The 15,269-nt window shown below is 73.1% G+C and carries 16 protein-coding genes; 4 read left to right on the plus strand and 12 right to left on the minus strand.

The genetic code is table 11. The annotated features are described in order from the left end of the window. Nucleotides 1-43: 43 nt before the first annotated feature. Both AB0O82_RS25630 and AB0O82_RS25635 read right to left on the minus strand, forming a co-directional pair. Nucleotides 44-538 carry a DUF3145 domain-containing protein gene (locus AB0O82_RS25630; RefSeq protein WP_063347462.1) on the minus strand — a complete coding sequence of 165 codons (495 nt, stop codon included), beginning with the start codon at nt 536-538 and terminating at the stop codon, nt 44-46. 352 nt (nt 539-890) lie between these two features. Continuing rightward, nucleotides 891-1,916 (minus strand): NADP-dependent oxidoreductase, encoded by a 1,026-nt coding sequence (locus tag AB0O82_RS25635; RefSeq protein WP_363586301.1) that lies wholly within the window; start codon nt 1,914-1,916, stop codon nt 891-893. 105 nt (nt 1,917-2,021) lie between these two features. Here AB0O82_RS25635 and AB0O82_RS25640 point away from each other — a divergent pair, with 105 nt between their 5' ends. After that, complete coding sequence (locus tag AB0O82_RS25640; protein WP_363586302.1) at nt 2,022-2,486, plus strand: MarR family transcriptional regulator; 465 nt, start codon at nt 2,022-2,024, stop codon at nt 2,484-2,486. A 120-nt stretch (nt 2,487-2,606) separates the two neighbouring features. Continuing rightward, nucleotides 2,607-4,148, plus strand: a complete 1,542-nt coding sequence (locus AB0O82_RS25645; protein WP_363586303.1) for an LCP family protein — start codon at nt 2,607-2,609, stop codon at nt 4,146-4,148. A gap of 51 nt (nt 4,149-4,199) precedes the next feature. Here AB0O82_RS25645 and AB0O82_RS25650 read toward each other — a convergent pair whose 3' ends face one another. The 8 genes from AB0O82_RS25650 to AB0O82_RS25685 all read right to left on the minus strand — a co-directional run bounded on the left by AB0O82_RS25650 (nt 4,200) and on the right by AB0O82_RS25685 (nt 10,906). Continuing rightward, nucleotides 4,200-5,108, minus strand: a complete 909-nt coding sequence (locus AB0O82_RS25650; protein WP_363586304.1) for a pyridoxal-phosphate dependent enzyme — start codon at nt 5,106-5,108, stop codon at nt 4,200-4,202. Between the two features lie 9 nt (nt 5,109-5,117). After that, the gene (locus AB0O82_RS25655; protein WP_363586305.1) at nt 5,118-5,768 is read right to left on the minus strand and encodes a response regulator transcription factor; all 651 of its coding nucleotides are present in this window, start codon (nt 5,766-5,768) and stop codon (nt 5,118-5,120) included. Nucleotides 5,769-5,772: 4 nt separating this feature from the next. Then, a complete protein-coding gene (locus AB0O82_RS25660; RefSeq protein ID WP_363586347.1) occupies nt 5,773-7,056 on the minus strand; it encodes a sensor histidine kinase in 1,284 nt (427 codons plus the stop codon). Continuing rightward, nucleotides 7,053-7,814 carry an ABC transporter permease gene (locus tag AB0O82_RS25665; RefSeq protein WP_363586306.1) on the minus strand — a complete coding sequence of 254 codons (762 nt, stop codon included), beginning with the start codon at nt 7,812-7,814 and terminating at the stop codon, nt 7,053-7,055. The genes AB0O82_RS25660 and AB0O82_RS25665 overlap by 4 nt, the downstream gene beginning before the upstream one ends. 84 nt (nt 7,815-7,898) lie before the next feature. Next, entirely contained in the window at nt 7,899-8,801 is a 903-nt protein-coding gene (locus tag AB0O82_RS25670; protein ID WP_363586307.1) for an ABC transporter ATP-binding protein, read from the minus strand. Nucleotides 8,802-9,033: 232 nt separating this feature from the next. Further along, complete coding sequence (locus AB0O82_RS25675) at nt 9,034-9,678, minus strand: GPP34 family phosphoprotein (protein ID WP_363586308.1); 645 nt, start codon at nt 9,676-9,678, stop codon at nt 9,034-9,036. A 37-nt stretch (nt 9,679-9,715) separates the two neighbouring features. Further along, nucleotides 9,716-9,943 (minus strand): hypothetical protein, encoded by a 228-nt coding sequence (locus tag AB0O82_RS25680; protein WP_363586309.1) that lies wholly within the window; start codon nt 9,941-9,943, stop codon nt 9,716-9,718. Between the two features lie 9 nt (nt 9,944-9,952). Then, complete coding sequence (locus AB0O82_RS25685; RefSeq protein ID WP_363586310.1) at nt 9,953-10,906, minus strand: SPFH domain-containing protein; 954 nt, start codon at nt 10,904-10,906, stop codon at nt 9,953-9,955. A 178-nt stretch (nt 10,907-11,084) separates the two neighbouring features. Between AB0O82_RS25685 and AB0O82_RS25690 the strand changes: the two genes are divergently transcribed. Beyond that, entirely contained in the window at nt 11,085-11,711 is a 627-nt protein-coding gene (locus AB0O82_RS25690; protein ID WP_363586311.1) for a TetR/AcrR family transcriptional regulator, read from the plus strand. 43 nt (nt 11,712-11,754) lie between these two features. After that, entirely contained in the window at nt 11,755-13,260 is a 1,506-nt protein-coding gene (locus AB0O82_RS25695) for an MFS transporter (protein ID WP_363586312.1), read from the plus strand. Nucleotides 13,261-13,340: 80 nt separating this feature from the next. Here the strand turns inward: AB0O82_RS25695 and AB0O82_RS25700 are convergent, their stop codons facing one another. Continuing rightward, nucleotides 13,341-14,444 carry a zinc-binding dehydrogenase gene (locus tag AB0O82_RS25700; protein ID WP_363586313.1) on the minus strand — a complete coding sequence of 368 codons (1,104 nt, stop codon included), beginning with the start codon at nt 14,442-14,444 and terminating at the stop codon, nt 13,341-13,343. Further along, a complete protein-coding gene (locus AB0O82_RS25705) occupies nt 14,444-15,256 on the minus strand; it encodes a phytanoyl-CoA dioxygenase family protein (RefSeq protein ID WP_363586314.1) in 813 nt (270 codons plus the stop codon). Before AB0O82_RS25705 ends, AB0O82_RS25700 begins: the two co-directional genes overlap by 1 nt. Nucleotides 15,257-15,269 lie beyond the last annotated feature (13 nt).

Here is a 15,269-nt window from a genome sequence, read left to right on the forward strand (position 1 = left end):
CTCGCCGGCCCCTCTTCATGCGCCGCGTCGTGGGCCCGCCGGCTCAGACCACCTGGTGCAGCCAGCGCACCGGTGCGCCCTCGCCCGCGTAGCGGAACGGCTCCAACTCGTCGTCCCAGGGCTTGCCCAGCAGCCGGGAGATCTCGGCCTCCAGGTCGGCCCCCTCGCTGCGGGCCCGCAGCAGGACGGCGCGCAGCCGGTCCTCGGGGATCAGGATGTCGCCGTGGATGCCCGTGACGGCGTGGAAGATGCCGAGCGAGGGCGTGCTGCTGTACCGCTCCCCCTCCGCCGTGGCGCAGGGCTCACTGGTGACCTCGTACCGCATCAGCTGCCAGCCGCGCAGCGCGGAGGCGACCTTCGAGGCCGTACCGGGCTCCCCTTGCCAGGAAAGCTCGGCACGCCAGTGTCCGGGCGAGGCCGGCTGGCGGATCCAGTCCAGGCTCACCCGCACACCCAGCACCCCCGCGACGGCCCACTCGACGTGCGGGCACAGCGCGCGGGGCGCGGAGTGGATGTAGAGAACTCCACGTGTCGTCACCGGGACCTCCAGGCTGTGGACGAGGGTCGCCTTCCCCAGCTGCCTCGTGCCTGCAGTTGATCCACAGTTACCCACGTTAGCCGACATTAAGCTACTAAATTGAGCAAAACGGACAGGCTTTCGCTCAATGCTAGTCGAATCCTCAACGAGGTCTACCCCTCGGCCGGATCTCTCCCCCGAACGGCCCCATCGCCAGGCGGGACCCACCGTACCGCGCCGCCCCGCACCGTGGATGACGCACTTTCGGATCCGGCCGGAATGCGGTAGTGCGACCGATTCCCCCGCGCCCGTACGCAAACCGCCCCGCACGCCCGATGGGGGGCGGCGGGGCGGTCGGCGAGCTGACGAAGGGTCAGCCGTCCAGGCGGACCACCATCTTGCCGGTGTTGACGCCGCGCAGCAGGTCGAGGAAGGCGTCCGCGGTGCGCTCGAAACCGTCCACCACGGTCTCCTCGTGGCGCAGTTCGCCGGACGTCAGCCAGCCGGCCACGTCGGCGACGAACTGCGACTGCAGCGCCGCGTGGTCGCTGACCAGCATGCCCTCCAGGCGCAGCCGCTTGCCGATCGCGAGCGCCAGGTTGCGCGGGGCGGCGGGGGCGGTGGTGTCGTTGTACTGGGCGATCGCGCCACAGAGCACGGCGCGGCCGTGCACGGTGAGCGCGCCGATCGCGGCCTCCAGGTGGTCCCCGCCGACGTTGTCGAAGTAGAGGTCGATGCCGTCGGGGGCAGCCTGCGCCAGCTGCTCGTGGACCGGGGCGTCCTTGTAGTTGAAGGCGGCGTCGTAGCCGTAGACGTCCACCAGCTTGGCGACCTTCTCCGCCGAGCCGGCCGAACCGACCACCAGCGAGGCGCCCTTGAGCTTGGCGATCTGGCCGACCATGCTGCCGACCGCGCCGGCCGCGCCGGAGACGAAGACCTTGTCGCCCTTCTTGAGGCCGCCGACGGCGAGCAGCCCGGCGTAGGCGGTCAGGCCGGGCATGCCGAGCACGCCGAGGTAGGCGGAGAGCGGGGCGGCGGCCGGGTCGACCTTGACCGCGTGGCGGGCGTCCAGGGTGGCGTACTCGCGCCAGCCGAGGCCGTGCAGGACGGCGTCGCCCGGGGCGAAGCCCTCGGCCCCGGAGGCGACCACGTGGCCGACCGCGCCGCCCTCCATGGCCTCGCCGAGCCGGAACGGCGGGGCGTAGGACTTCACGTCGTTCATCCGGCCCCGCATGTACGGGTCCACCGAGAGGAAGGCGTTGCGGACCAGGATCTCGCCCGGGCCCGGGGTCCGGACCGGGGCCTCGACCAGGGCGAAGTCGGTCGGCACCGGCCAGCCCTGGGGGCGGGCGGCGAGGTGCCATTCACGGGCGGTCGCGGGTGCGGCCTGCTCTGCCATGGGAGGAGCTCCTTAGGTGGTTCCGATGCATGAAAGGTTGAGCTACTGAAGTAACGATGGGCATGAAAGGTTCATGTTGTCAACTTTTCAGGTAGACTCTCGGACATGGACACCCAGTCGACCCAGGCCGCCACGCCGCAGTCCGACGAGATCACCCGCGAGGTCGTCGACCTGATGGCCAACCTGGTCGCGCTGTTCCATCGCGAGTACGAGGAGGCGGCCGCCGCCCGCTCGCTCACCGGCGCCCAGGCCAAGGTGCTCGCCCTGCTGCGCCGCGGCCCCATGCCGATGCGCCAGATCGCCCAGACGCTCAGCTGCGAGCCGTCCAACATCACCGGCATCGTCGACCGGCTCGAAGCCCGCGGCTTCGTCACCCGGGAGGCCGACCGGCAGGACCGCCGGGTCAAGCTGGTCGCCGCCACCGGCACCGGCGCCACCGCCTCCGAGGAACTGCGCGAATCGCTGAACTTCGCCCGCGAGCCGCTGGCCGCCCTCGGCCAGGACGAGCGGGCCGTCCTGCGCGACCTGCTCCGCCGGATGGTCACCGGCGCCGCCGGCCCCGGGGCGTGATCAGCATCACAGCCCCGGAGCCAAATCCGGGCCACCGCCGGAGGTAACCGAACCGCCCGTCGAAACGTCTAATGTTCGAACATCGAACACGAGAGACGGAAAGACGGGGGGACACGGAGGATGGGCAGCAGCACGCGCAGGCGCCGCTACCTGCGGACAGCCATCGGCCTGGCCGCCGTGCTGGTGCTGTCCGTCGTGGGCGCCGGGGCCTGGTTCTACCACCGGCTGGACAACAACATCACCACCTTCGACCCGGGCGGCGTCGCCACCGAGCGCCCGCCCGCGCCCGCCCCGGTCACCCCCGGCGCCCAACTGCCGGTGAACATCCTGGTGCTCGGCTCGGACACCCGCGACGACGGCAACAGCGCGATCGGCGGCGGCGACGAGGGCGTCGGCCACTCCGACACCGCGATGCTGGTGCACGTCTACGCCGACCACAAGCACGCCGTCGGCGTCTCCATACCCCGGGACACCCTGGTCACCATCCCGTCCTGCAAGCTGCCGAGCGGCACCTGGACCACGCCCCGGAACAACCAGATGTTCAACTCGGCCTTCACCATAGGCGAGTTCCCCAAGGGCAACCCCGCCTGCACGCAGAACACCGTCGAGACGCTCACCGGGCTGCGGATCGACCACACCATCGTGGTCGACTTCAAGGGCGCCGCCGCGATGGCCGACGCCATCAACGGCGTGGACGTCTGCGTCCCCAACAACGTCGACTCGCACGGCATACACCTCCGGAAGGGCATGCAGAAGCTCTCCGGCCAGCCCGCCGTGGACTACCTGCGGGCCCGCTACGGCTTCGGCGACAACTCCGACATCGGGCGGATGAAGCGCCAGCAGGCCTTCGTCTCCTCGATGATCAAGAAGGTGCAGGGCCAGGGCTTCTCCCTGCCCACGCTGCTCCCGCTCGCCGACGCGGCCACCCGCTCGCTCACCGTGGACGAGGGGCTGGGCACCGCGATGAAGCTGGTGGACTTCGCCCGCTCGCTCCAGGACATCAAGCTGTCCGACATCACCTTCGTGACCGCGCCCTGGCGCTTCGCCGGCGAGCGCGTCCAGCTCGTCCAGCCGGACGCCAACACGCTGTGGCGGCTGCTGCGCGAGGACCGCACCCTGGACGGCCAGAGCACCTCCGGCACCGACACCCCGGCGCCCTCCCCCACCGCCCCCGGCCCCGACGGCGCGACCCCGGGAGCCGCCGCCGGCCCGTCCGCGCCGCTCACGCCCGAGCAGGCCGCGGCTCCCGTGCTGGTGGTCAACGGCGTCGGCACCCCCGGCCTGTCCACCTCCGGCGGGGAGGCGCTGCGGGCCCGGGGCTTCCAGAACGTCACGCTCGGCAAGCCCGCCGGCGGACGGCTGCAGACCGAGATCAGCTACGACCCGGCCCTGAAGGCCGCCGCCGACCAGGTGTCCGCGCTCTTCCCGGGGTCGCGCGCGGTCGAGGAGCCGGGCTCCGAGGGCATCACCGTCACCCTGGGCCGCGACTACCGCCCAAGCCCCGCCACCAAGCTGGACGCGGTCGGCAGCGGCCCCGGCGCGAAGCCCTCCACCCCCGCCACCGCCGACCCGAGCGGCGTGCCCAGCGGGGTGCCCACCGGCATAGCGGAGAACACCCGCGGCGCCGACACCGACCCGTGCGCCGACCTGACCTTCGGATGAGCCCGTCCGGGGCCTGCCCGCTCCGGCTCCGGGCCCACTCGGGCGCCGAGTCTACTCCGGGTCGGGCAGGCCGGTGACGACGGCGGTGAGCCGGGTGCCGCGGGGGAAGGCTCCGGCGGCGGCCAGGCCGGTCAGCGCGGCCAGCAGTTTGGCCACGTAGCGGCGTTCCAGCGGGATGCCGTGGCGGGCTTCGAACCGCTCGGCGAAGGCGGCCAGTTCGGCCGGGACCTTGCCGTAGCCGCCGCCGTGGTGCGCGTGGTCGATCCGCCAGTTGTCGAACTCCCGGCCGAGGGCGGCCCGGTGGAGCCGGGTGACCTCGCCCTCCAGGTAGCCCTCGCCGCCGCGCAGCACGGCCACGCCGAGCGCCCGCGCGCCCGGCGGCAGGCCGGCCGCGATGCCCGCCAGGGTGCCGCCGGTGCCGACCGGGCAGCAGACCACGTCGTGCCCGCCCAGGTCGGGCAGTTCGGCCGGGATCGCCGCCGCGCCGGTCACCGCCAGCGCGTTGGAACCGCCCTCCGGGAGCACCAGGCAGGGGCCCCAGCGCCCCTGCGGACCGGCCGTGGGACCGGCGTCGGCGCGGCCGGTGGCCTCCCGGTACTCGGCGCGGGTCAGGAACTCCAGCCGCATCCCGGCCCGTTCGGCCGCCCGCAGCGACCAGTTGCGCGGCCGGTCGGCCAGTTCCTCGCCGCGGACCAGCCCGACGCTCTCCAGGCCGAGCGCCCCGGCGGCGGCCGCGACCGCCCGCAGGTGGGTGGAGTACGCCCCGCCGAAGGTCAGCAGCCGGGTGTGGCCCTGGGCGACGGCGGCCGCCAGGTTGGGCGCGAGCTTGCGCCACTTGTTGCCCGGGACGCTCGGGTGCAGCAGGTCGTCCCGTTTGAGCCTCAGCTCAACCCCGGCCCGCGCGAACACCTCGTCGGTGCAGTCCACCAGCGGGGTCGGCAGCAGGGCGGGTTCGAGCATCCGGCCAGCTTACGACCGGCCGGTCGGGGTGAGCAGCCCCAGGTTGTAGGCGGCGGCGACGGCGGAGGCGCGGTCCTTGACGTCGAGCTTGGCGTAGACGTGGATCAGGTGGGTCTTCACGGTGGCCTCGCTGATGAACAGCCGGGCCGCGGCCTCCCGGTTGGTGGCCCCGGAGGCGACCAGTTCCAGCACCTCCAGCTCGCGCGGGCTGAGCGGCTCCCGCACGGGCGCGCGGACCTGGCCGAGCAGCTTGGCGGCGACGGTCGGCGCGATCACCGAGGCGCCGCGGGCGGCCTCCCGGACGGCGTGGAACAGTTCCTCCCGGGCCGCGTCCTTGAGCAGGTAGCCGGTGGCGCCGGCCCGGACGGCGGGCAGCACGTCGGCGTCGGTGTCGTAGGTGGTGAGCACCAGGACCCGCCCGGGCAGGCCGCGTTCGGCCATCTCGCGGATCGCGGTGACGCCGTCCATCCGCGGCATCCGCAGGTCCATCAGCACCACGTCCGGGCGCAGCGCGGCGACCAGGACCAGTGCCTCGGCGCCGTCCCCGGCCTCGCCGACCACCTCGAAGCCGGGGGCGGCGGTGAACATCCCGCGCAGCCCGTCCCGGACCACCGGGTGGTCGTCCACCAACAGCAGTCTGATCGTCGTCGCGTCGCTCACGGTTCTACTCCTCCATGCTGATCGCCGGCAGGGTCGCGGACACGGTCGTGCCGGCGCCCGGTTCGGTCTCCAGGTCGAGCCGCCCGGCCAGGCGCTGCACGCGGCGGCGCATCACGTCCAGGCCGTAGCCGCCGCCGGTGGCCCGGGAGGCGGGCTCGGCGGCCGGGTCGAAGCCGACGCCGTCGTCCCGGACGTCCAGGGTGACCAGGTCGGGCATGTACGAGAGGGTGACGCCGACCCGGGAGGCCCGCGCGTACTTGGCGGCGTTGGCCAGCGACTCCTGGGCGATCCGCAGCAGGGTCACCTCGACCTCGGGGTGCAGCGGGCGGGCCTCGCCGGTGACGGTCAGCCCGGCGGCGGCGCCGTTGCGCTCCCGCCACTGCTCGACCAGCTCCGCCAGCGCCTCCGGCAGCGCGGCCCGCTCCAGCTCGATCGGGCGCAGCGCGTGGACGGCCCGGCGGGCCTGGGTCAGGCTCTCCCGGGCGAGGGCCGCCGCGTTCACCTGGTGCCGCTCGGCGGCCGCGGCGTCCTGGGCACGGGTCTGGTCGGCGGCCTGGAGCTGGGTGACGATCCCGGCCAGGCCCTGGGCGACGGTGTCGTGGATCTCCCGGGCGAGCCGGCGGCGCTCGTCCGCGGCCCCGGCCTCCCGGGCCTGGACGAGGAGTTGGGCATGCAGTCCGGCGTTCTCGGCGAGGGTCTCGGTGAGCAGCCGGTTGGCCTCGGCGAGTTCGGCGTTGGCGGCCTTGCGGCGGGCGCTCAGCCGGTCGGCGACCTCGCGGAGCGCGAACAGCAACCCGACCACCATCAGGTTGAAGGCGACGACGGTCAGCAGTCCGCCGAACTCCGCCGGGCTGTCGGGCAGGGCCCCGCCGACCTGGGAGAGCGAGGTGGGAACGGTGGCCGCGGCCGCGCCCGCCATCCGGACCCGGCCCCACAGGTACTGGGCGGCGTGCAGGTAGCCGGTGAAGGCGAAGAAGCCGAAGATCGGGTTGTCCAGCACCAGCACGGTGGTCAGCGCCAGCAGGACGGCGAAGTGGGCGCCGGCGTACCGGGCGCGGCCGTCCGGCCCCGGCGTGCGGTCGAGCACCGAGCGCAGGACCAGCCACAGGAAGGCGGCGGCCGCCACCGGGAGGGTGGCGGCCGCGGAGCGCGCGGTCGGGACGGGGACCAGCAGGGCCAGAGCGGTGGCGAGCAGCAGGGCGACGAAGCAGAACGGGCCGATCAGCCGGTCCAACCGGTCCAACCAGTCGCCGAGCGCGCTCTCGTCGGCCGGTGGCCGCATGATCATTCCCACCGGAACAGCCTGGCAGCCACGGCCCCCGCGAGCACCGCGTACGCCGCGAGTGTGAGCAGGCCCACGGCGTGCGGGAAGCGCCCGGACCAGGCGTCCTGCAGGGTCTGGACGGCGGCGCCGCTGGGGGTGAAGTCGCCGATCCGGTTGAGCAGGGCCGGCGAGAACTCGCGCGGCAGCCAGATCCCGGAGAAGAACATCATCGGGAAGAAGGCCAGCGCGCCGACCGCGTTGCCGGCCTTGGCGGACGGGACGACCGCGGCGAGCAGCAGGCCGACCGACAGCAGCGCGGCGGCGGCCAGCAGGAAGGCCAGCAGGAACCCCAGCGGCCGGCGCGGCAGCGACACCCCGAGCAGCGGTCCGGCCGCCACCACCAGCAGCACCGAGACGACGGCGACGCCCAGGTACAGCGGCAGCAGCGCGCCGAACAGCAGCGACGGGCGGACGGGGCTGGCGGACATCCGGCGCAGCACGCCGCGTTCGCGGTAGGTGGCGAGCAGCGAGGGCAGGCCGTTGAGGCCGAGCAGCAGCAGGGTGAAGACGGCCAGGATCGGCGCGTACAGCTGGATGGTGCTCATGCCGTGCATGTCGGGCGAGGTCTTGCGCAGGGCCGGGACGGAGCCGAGGACGAGGAACAGCACGACGGGGAAGGCGAGGCTGAACAAGGCAGTCAGCGGGTCGCGGAGGAACAGGCGGGCCTCGGCGACGGCCAGGCGGCGGACGGCGTGGGCGGTGTGGTGGGCGGTGTGGTTCACGGTGGTGGTCCCCTCGGGCGTGGTGATGGCGGCTCAGGAGTCGTGGCGGGTCAGGGGGCGTGACGGCTCAGAGGGCGTGACGGCTCAGGTGTCGTGGCGGGTCAGGGCGAGGTAGGCGTCGTCCAGGCTGTGCTCGCGGATCCGCAGCCCGGTGACGACGATCCCCTCGCGGGCGAGCAGGCCGGTGACCTCGTCGGCGAAGTCCCCGACGCCGGAGACCTCGACCCGGCCGTCCCGCTCCTCGACCCCGGTGACCCCCGGCAGGGCCGCCAGCCGGGCGGTGTCCAGCGGCCCACTGGGGCGGAAGCCGAGCGTGCCGCCGGTGCCGGAGCGGGCGATCAGCTCCGCGGGGGTGCCGGTGGCGACGATCCGTCCGCCGTCGAGGACGGCGGCCCGGTCGCAGAGCGCCTCGACCTCGTCCATGAAGTGCGAGACCAGGACCACCGTCACGCCCTCGTCGCGGATCCGCCGGACCAGCTCCCAGGTGTCCCGGCGGCCCTGCGGGTCGAGCGCGGTGGTCAGCTCGTCCAGGAAGGCCACCTCGGGGTTGCCGATCAGCGCGAGGGCGATGAGCAGCCGCTGGCGCTGGCCGCCGGAGAGCTTGTCGAAGGGGGTCCGGCGCTGGTCGGCGAGCCCCCACTCGTCGAGCAGCTCGCGCCAGTCCCGGGGGTTCGGGTAGAGCGCGGCGTACAGTTCCAGCGCCTCGCCGACCCGCAGCGCGCCCTGCAGCTGGGCCTGCTGGAGCTGGATGCCGATCCTCGGCCGCAGCCGGTGGGCGTCCTTCACCGGGTCCAGGCCGAGGACGCGGACCGTCCCCGCGTCGGCCCGGCGCAGGCCCTCGCAGCACTCCACGGCGGTCGTCTTGCCCGCGCCGTTCGGCCCCAGCAGGCCGAACACCTCGCCGCGCTCCACGCCGAAGGAGACCCCCTCCAGCACCTGGCGCCGCCCGTAGGCCTTGCGCAGCCCCGCCACCTCGATCACGGCCATCGCGCCGCTCCCTCCCGCTCGTCCCCGCTGGTCCGGCCGGTTCTGCCGGCCTGCGACGAGCTTCCCGCGCGGGGCCCCGGCCGCGGATCGACCGGACGGTCAGAGCTGCGGGCGGGCGCGGTGGAGGGTGGATCAACCGATCGGTGGATGGGCACGGGCGCGGGCCCGGAACGCGGGAAGCCCGGCCGCCATGTCGGCGACCGGGCCTCTCGTTCGGATCACACCGGCTGGGTCAGACCACCGCGGCGTCGGCGTTGCGGGTGCTGATGGCCCGGCGCAGGGCGCGCGGGACGGGGCCCGCGGCGGGGGCCAGCTTGTCGATCCGGGTGCGGAACTCGCGGCTCTGGCGCCACGTCAGGACGGCTCCGAGCCGGGCGGCGTCGACCAGCGCGACCAGCGCGGCGTCCGCCGGGTCGACCCGGCTGAGCGGCGCCTTCAGCGCCGAACTCACCGACGCGACAAGGGACTTGCGCAGCCGCTGCTCCGGCAGGACGACCCGGGTGCACGGGAACAGTCCGAGCGCGCGGCGCTGTTCGAGCCGGATCCGCCCGGACGCCGCCAGCCCGTCCCGGACCACCCGCGCGGCGCGGGCCGCCGGGCCCTGGCGGCGGCCGACCCAGCCCTGCCAGCTGCGCCGCCGGCCCTGCCGGATCTGCTCCAGCATCGCGGCGGAGAGCGGGTCGAGGCCGTCGGCCGACGCTCCGTCGACGGCGGCCGGGTGCCGGCCGTCGTCGCGGATCAGCGTGCGCCGCAGGAGTTCGGCGAGCGCGGCGGCCCGCAGCACCAGGTCGAGCCTGGCGGTTGCGGTGAGCCGCTCGCGCTCGGGGTTGTAGGCGAGCAGGTAGAGCTTCTCCGGCAGGGTGATGGGCAGGTCCACGATGGACTCCAAGCAGATGGACGGTGGATGGGCCCGTTCATCCGGCGTCGGAACCGCCGGCCTCCGGGTTCTCCTTGGGCGGTCGGCCGCGCCGGGGAAGACGGGCCGCGTCGCCGGGCATCCGGCCCGCGTCGCTGAGGGCACGGCGAAGGAGGAACTCGATCTGCGCGTTGGCACTGCGCAGCTCGTCCGCGGCCCACCGGGCCAGTGCGTCGTGGACCGCCGGGTCCAGTCGCAGCAGGATCTTCTTCCGCTCCGTCGCCAACGCCGCGCCTTACTGGTAGAGGGAGCCCGTGTTCACGACGGGCTGGGTGCCCCGGTCGCCGCAGAGCACCACCAGGAGGTTGCTCACCATGGCGGCCTTGCGCTCCTCGTCCAGTTCGACGACGTCGCGCTCGGCGAGCCGGTCCAACGCCTCCTCGACCATACCGACGGCGCCCTCGACGATCAGCCGCCGTGCCGCGACCACGGCCCCGGCCTGCTGGCGCTGGAGCATCACCTGGGCGACCTCGGGCGCGTAGGCGAGCCGGGTGATCCGGGACTCGACGACCCGCACCCCGGCCGAGACGACCCGGGCCGCGATCTCGGCGGAGAGCATCCGGCTGATCTCCTCCGCGCCGTCGCGCAGCGACAACTGGCCCTCGCGGTGGGCGTCGTACGGGTAGCTGCTGGCGATGTGCCGGACGGCGGTCTCGGTCTGGATGGCGACGAAGTCGCTGTAGTCGTCCACCTCGAACACGGCCTTGGCGGTGTCCTCGACCTGCCAGACCACCACGGCGGCCATCTCGATCGGGTTGCCGTCCGCGTCGTTGACCTTGTTGGTCTCGGTCTCGTGGTTGCGGATCCGGGTGGAGATCCGGCGGCGGCTGGTGAACGGGTTCAGCCAGGTCAGGCCCTCGGCGCGGATGGTGCCGCGGTAGCGGCCGAGCAGCTGGACCACCCGCGCCTGGCCGGGCGAGACCACGGTCAGCCCGCACAGCAGCAGCAGCGCGCCCAGGACGGCCAGCGGCCCGACGGTCAGCAGGGTGATCCCCAGCGCCTTGGACCCGCCGGCCACTTGGAGACCGCCGGCGATGGTCGCCCCGACCCCCGCGAGCAGACCGAGCAGCGTCCCTCCGAGCACCGGCAGCCCCGCGGCACCGGTGATGACCCGCTCGGTGATCTTGGGGGCCGGAAGGTCGAGGACGGGGCCGCCTTCGACGTCGACGGCAGAACGCGGTGTGGCCATGAGACCAGCTCCTCCAGCGAGTGTTTCCGATCCAGCTGTCAAAGTGATATCACTTTTTCTGCGCACCACGCCAGGGGTTTGGCCGCATCCGCCGGGGTGGCGACCCCGCCGCCAACTCCGGTCGGCGATACGGCAGTTTGATACGCAGCGTATTAAATACATGATGTATCGTTCCCGCGTGGCTCCATCGAAGACTGCTTCCACCGATTCCGGCCGGCCGCCCCGCCGGCGTGCTCACACCCGCGCCCGGCTGCTCGACGCCGCCGGGCAGGTGCTGGTCGCGCGGGGGTACGCGAAGACCACCATCGAGGACGTGTGCGCGGCGGCCGGGTACACCCGGGGGGCCTTCTACTCCAGTTTCGAGAGCAAGCAGGACCTCGTCCTCGCACTGTTCGACCACCACTCCGCGCACCGGCTCGACCAGTTGGAGGGCCTGCTGCACCATCCGGCTCCGGGGGCGGCCCGACGGATCGGGGAACTGCTCCTGGCGGTCGACCCCGACGAACGGGGATGGATCCTGCTCTTCCTGGAGTTCCGGCTCGATGCGGCCCGCAGCCCGGAGCTCAGCGCACGGCTCCACGAACACGACAAGGCCGTCACCGGGGCCCTCGCCCGCCTGCTGGAGCGCAACGGCACGAGCGTCGACGCGCAGAGCCTCGCCATGTTCCTGCTCGCCTCCCGCGAGGGCATCCTCGCCCGGACCGCCACGGGCGGACCCGGCAGCGATGAAGCGTGGCGCGCTGCAGTCGACGTAGTCGCCGAACTGCTGCCCACCCTGCTGCCCTCGCTGGAACAGGCACCCTGAGCAGCTCCGCCCACCCCTGCCGCCCGGTCAACTGAGAGGCGTCATGCCCGCAACCGCCCCGTCGGACCCACAGCGCTGGAAAGCGCTGTTATTCATCGGCATCGCCCAGTTGATGGTCGTGCTCGACACGACCATCGTGAACATCGCCCTGCCCTCGGCCCAGCACGACCTCGGCATCTCCGACGGCAACCGGCAATGGGTGATCACCGCCTACTCGCTGGCGTTCGGCAGCCTACTGCTCTTCGGTGGCCGCATCGCCGACCTCACCGGCCGCAGACGCGCGTTCATCGTCGGCCTGCTCGGCTTCGCGGGCGCATCCGCGCTGGGCGGCCTCGCGGTCAGCCCCGGGATGCTGCTCGCCGCCCGCGCCCTGCAGGGCGTGTTCGGCGCACTGCTCGCCCCGGCCGCGCTCTCGCTGCTCGCGGTCACCTTCACCGAACCCAGGGAGCGGGCAAAGGCATTCGGGATCTACGGCGCGATCTCCGGTGCCGGCGGGGCCGTCGGCCTGATCATGGGCGGTGCGCTGACCGAGTACCTGAACTGGCGCTGGGCGCTGTTCGTCAACATCCCGTTCGCCATCGCGGCCGTGTTCGGCGCCGTCACCGTCGTGCGCGAGCCGGCGGGCGCCCGCAACAGCGCCCGGCTGGACCTCCCCGGTGTCATTCTCGCCACCACCGGCCTGCTGTCGCTGGTGTACGGGTTCACCCGTGCCGAGTCCGACGGCTGGACCGCCCCCGTCACCGTCGCGCTCTTCATCACCTCGGTGGTCCTGCTCGGCGTGTTCGTCCTGGTCGAGAGCAAGGCCCCGGCCCCCCTGCTGCCGCTGCGGGTGGTGACCGAACGCAACCGGGGCGGCATCTACCTCTCCCTGGGGCTGGCCGTCATCGGCATGTTCGGGCTCTTCCTGTTCCTGACCTACTACCTGCAGGTCGTGAAGGGCTACACGCCGGTCCGCACCGGATTCGCCTTCCTGCCCATGATCGTCGGCATGGTGACCGGGTCGACGCAGATCGGCACCCGGCTGATGACCCGCCTGCCGCCCCGGCTCCTGATGGGTCCGGGCTTCCTGACCTCGGCCCTCGGCATCGCGCTGCTCACCCAGATCAAGGTCGACAGTTCGTACGTCGGCCTGATTCTGCCCGCACAGGTGCTCCTCGGCCTCGGCATGGGCACGGCGTTCATGCCCGCCATGAGCCTGGCCACCCGCAGCGTGCAGCCGCAGGACGCCGGCGTGGCCTCCGCCATGGTCAGCACCTCCCAGCAGGTCGGCGGCTCCATCGGCACCGCCCTGCTGAACACCATCGCGGCCGGTGCCACCACCAACTGGCTCGCCGAGAAGGCCCGTTCCGGCGCCGACCCGGCCAAGCTGGCCAACGCGGCGGCCGTACACGGCTACGCCACCGCGATCTGGTGGGCTGTCGGCATCCTCGCCGCGGCCGCGGCCGTCGCCTTCCTCCTCATCAACGCCAGGCAGCAGAACGGCGGTACGGGGTCCGACGGCACCGAGGCCGAGAAGGCCGACGCCGTCCCGACGGCGACCCCCCACTAGGGCGTGCCCGGCCGCCGACATGCGTGCGGAGCCGCCGGACGGGGTCCGGCGGCTCCGCACGCTTACCACCTCGCACACACCTACGGGTTCGTGAGGACCGCCTTCATCACCGAACCGTCCGCCACGGCCGCGAGCGCGGTCCCGTGGTCGTGCAGCGGGTAGGACGACACCAGGCTGCCCAGGTCGAAGCGGGCCGTGAGGGCGGGCAGCAGGCGTACGTACTCGACGAGGTGCGCGCCGGTGAACGCCCAGGATCCGACGACATCGAGCTGCCGGTACACGATCTGGTGCGGGTTGAACAGGGTGTCGCCTGCGTCCGTGTACTGGCCGATGACCAGGTAGGAGCCGCCCCGGCGGGCGAGGGTGAGGCCCTGCGCGACCGCCCCGGGCACGCCCGCACACTCGATCACGAGGTCGGCCCCGGTTCCTCCGGTTTCCGCGCGGACCCGGTCCAGGACGGCCTCGGCGTCGCCGGGCGCGGTGATGTCGAGGTGCACGTCGCCGATGCCGGCGGCGGCAGCGAGGGCCAGTCGGCTGTCGGGACCGCCCACCAGAATGACCTTGGCAGCCCCGGCAAGCCGGGCGAACGCGGCGGCCGCGAGGCCCACCGGACCACTGCCCTGGACCACGACCGTCTCGCCGAGGCGCACCGGCCTGCGCTCGAGGAGGGCGTGCACCACGGTCGGCCCCGCGCAGGCCAGGGACATGGCGGCCAGCGGGTCGATGCCGTCGTCCAGCTTCACGACGGTGGTGCCGGCCTGCAGCACGATGAACTCGGCCCAGGCGCCCGAGAGCTCGGGACCGTCGGTGGTGGAGCGGTTGACCCCGTAGGTGCGGCGGTTCTCGCACAGGGTCGGCTCACGGTGCAGCCGGCACGGGACGCAGGAGCCGCAGGCGATCGAGGACGCCCACATCACGGTGTCGCCGGTTTGCAGTGCGGTTCCCGTGGCATCGTGTCCGGGGGCGCCCGGACCGAGCTCGTGGACGGTGCCGAGGCCTTCGTGGCCGAGGACCAGCGGGGTGGGGATCGGCAGATGGCCCTGCTGGAGATGGAGGTCGGTGCCGCAGATACCGCCGTGGCGGCAGGCGACGAGCATCCCCCCGACCGGGGCGGGCGGGACCTCGTACTCCCGCAGCGCGAGCGGCCGGCCGAGCTCCTCCAGGACGACGGCCTTCCCGCGCATCACGCCGACACCCCTTCGAGGGCGTCGAGGAAGGGGGCGTCGAGGATGCGCAGGGGCCCGGTGTCCCGGCACACGACGTAGTCGGGGCGCGGCTCACCGGTCCAGCTCGGCAGGTTGGCGGTGTCGTTGTAGGTGGCGATGAGCAGTCGGCGTGGGAAGGGCGACATGTTGGGTGCGGAGCCGTGCACGATCTCGGGCGAGAAGAAGACGAGGGAGCCGGCCGGGCCCTTGGGGCTGACCATGCCGCGCTCGGCGACCAGGGTGGAGAGCTGGTCGGGAGTCAGCGCGATGTCCTCCGGGTCCAGGTGCTGGGCGGACTTGGCCTCGGCCGTGCGGCTGCCGCGCACCGGGCCGTAGCGGTGCGATCCGGACACGAAGATCACGGGGCCGTTGAACTCGTCGACGGCGTCGAGGAAGACACCGACGTTGACCTGGAGCGGGGCGGGCAGCCGGTCGGCGAGGCGCCAGGCGACGTAGTCCTGGTGCCAGGACCACTTCTCGCCGCCGAACGCCGGCTTGGCGTTGATCTTGAGCTGGTACACGTACACGTCGTCCGTGAGCAGCTGCCGCACCGGCACGAGCATCCGGGGGTCCCGGATCAGCCCGGCGTACTCGGGCTGCCGGTGGTGCGAGGCGTACACCGCGCGCACCTCGTCCCGGGACTCCTCCCTGATCACCTGCGGACCGTGAACGCGGCAGTCGCGCTGGAACGCGGCTCGAAGCCGTTCCACCTCCCGGTCGTCCAGCACGGACTCCACGAGGAGGAATCCGTCCTCGTGGTATCGGGCGATCTGTTCTTCGCTGAGACGCATGGGTGTTCCTCCG

Source organism: Kitasatospora sp. NPDC088264 (genome assembly GCF_040685715.1).
In the GTDB taxonomy this organism is placed as follows: domain Bacteria; phylum Actinomycetota; class Actinomycetes; order Streptomycetales; family Streptomycetaceae; genus Kitasatospora.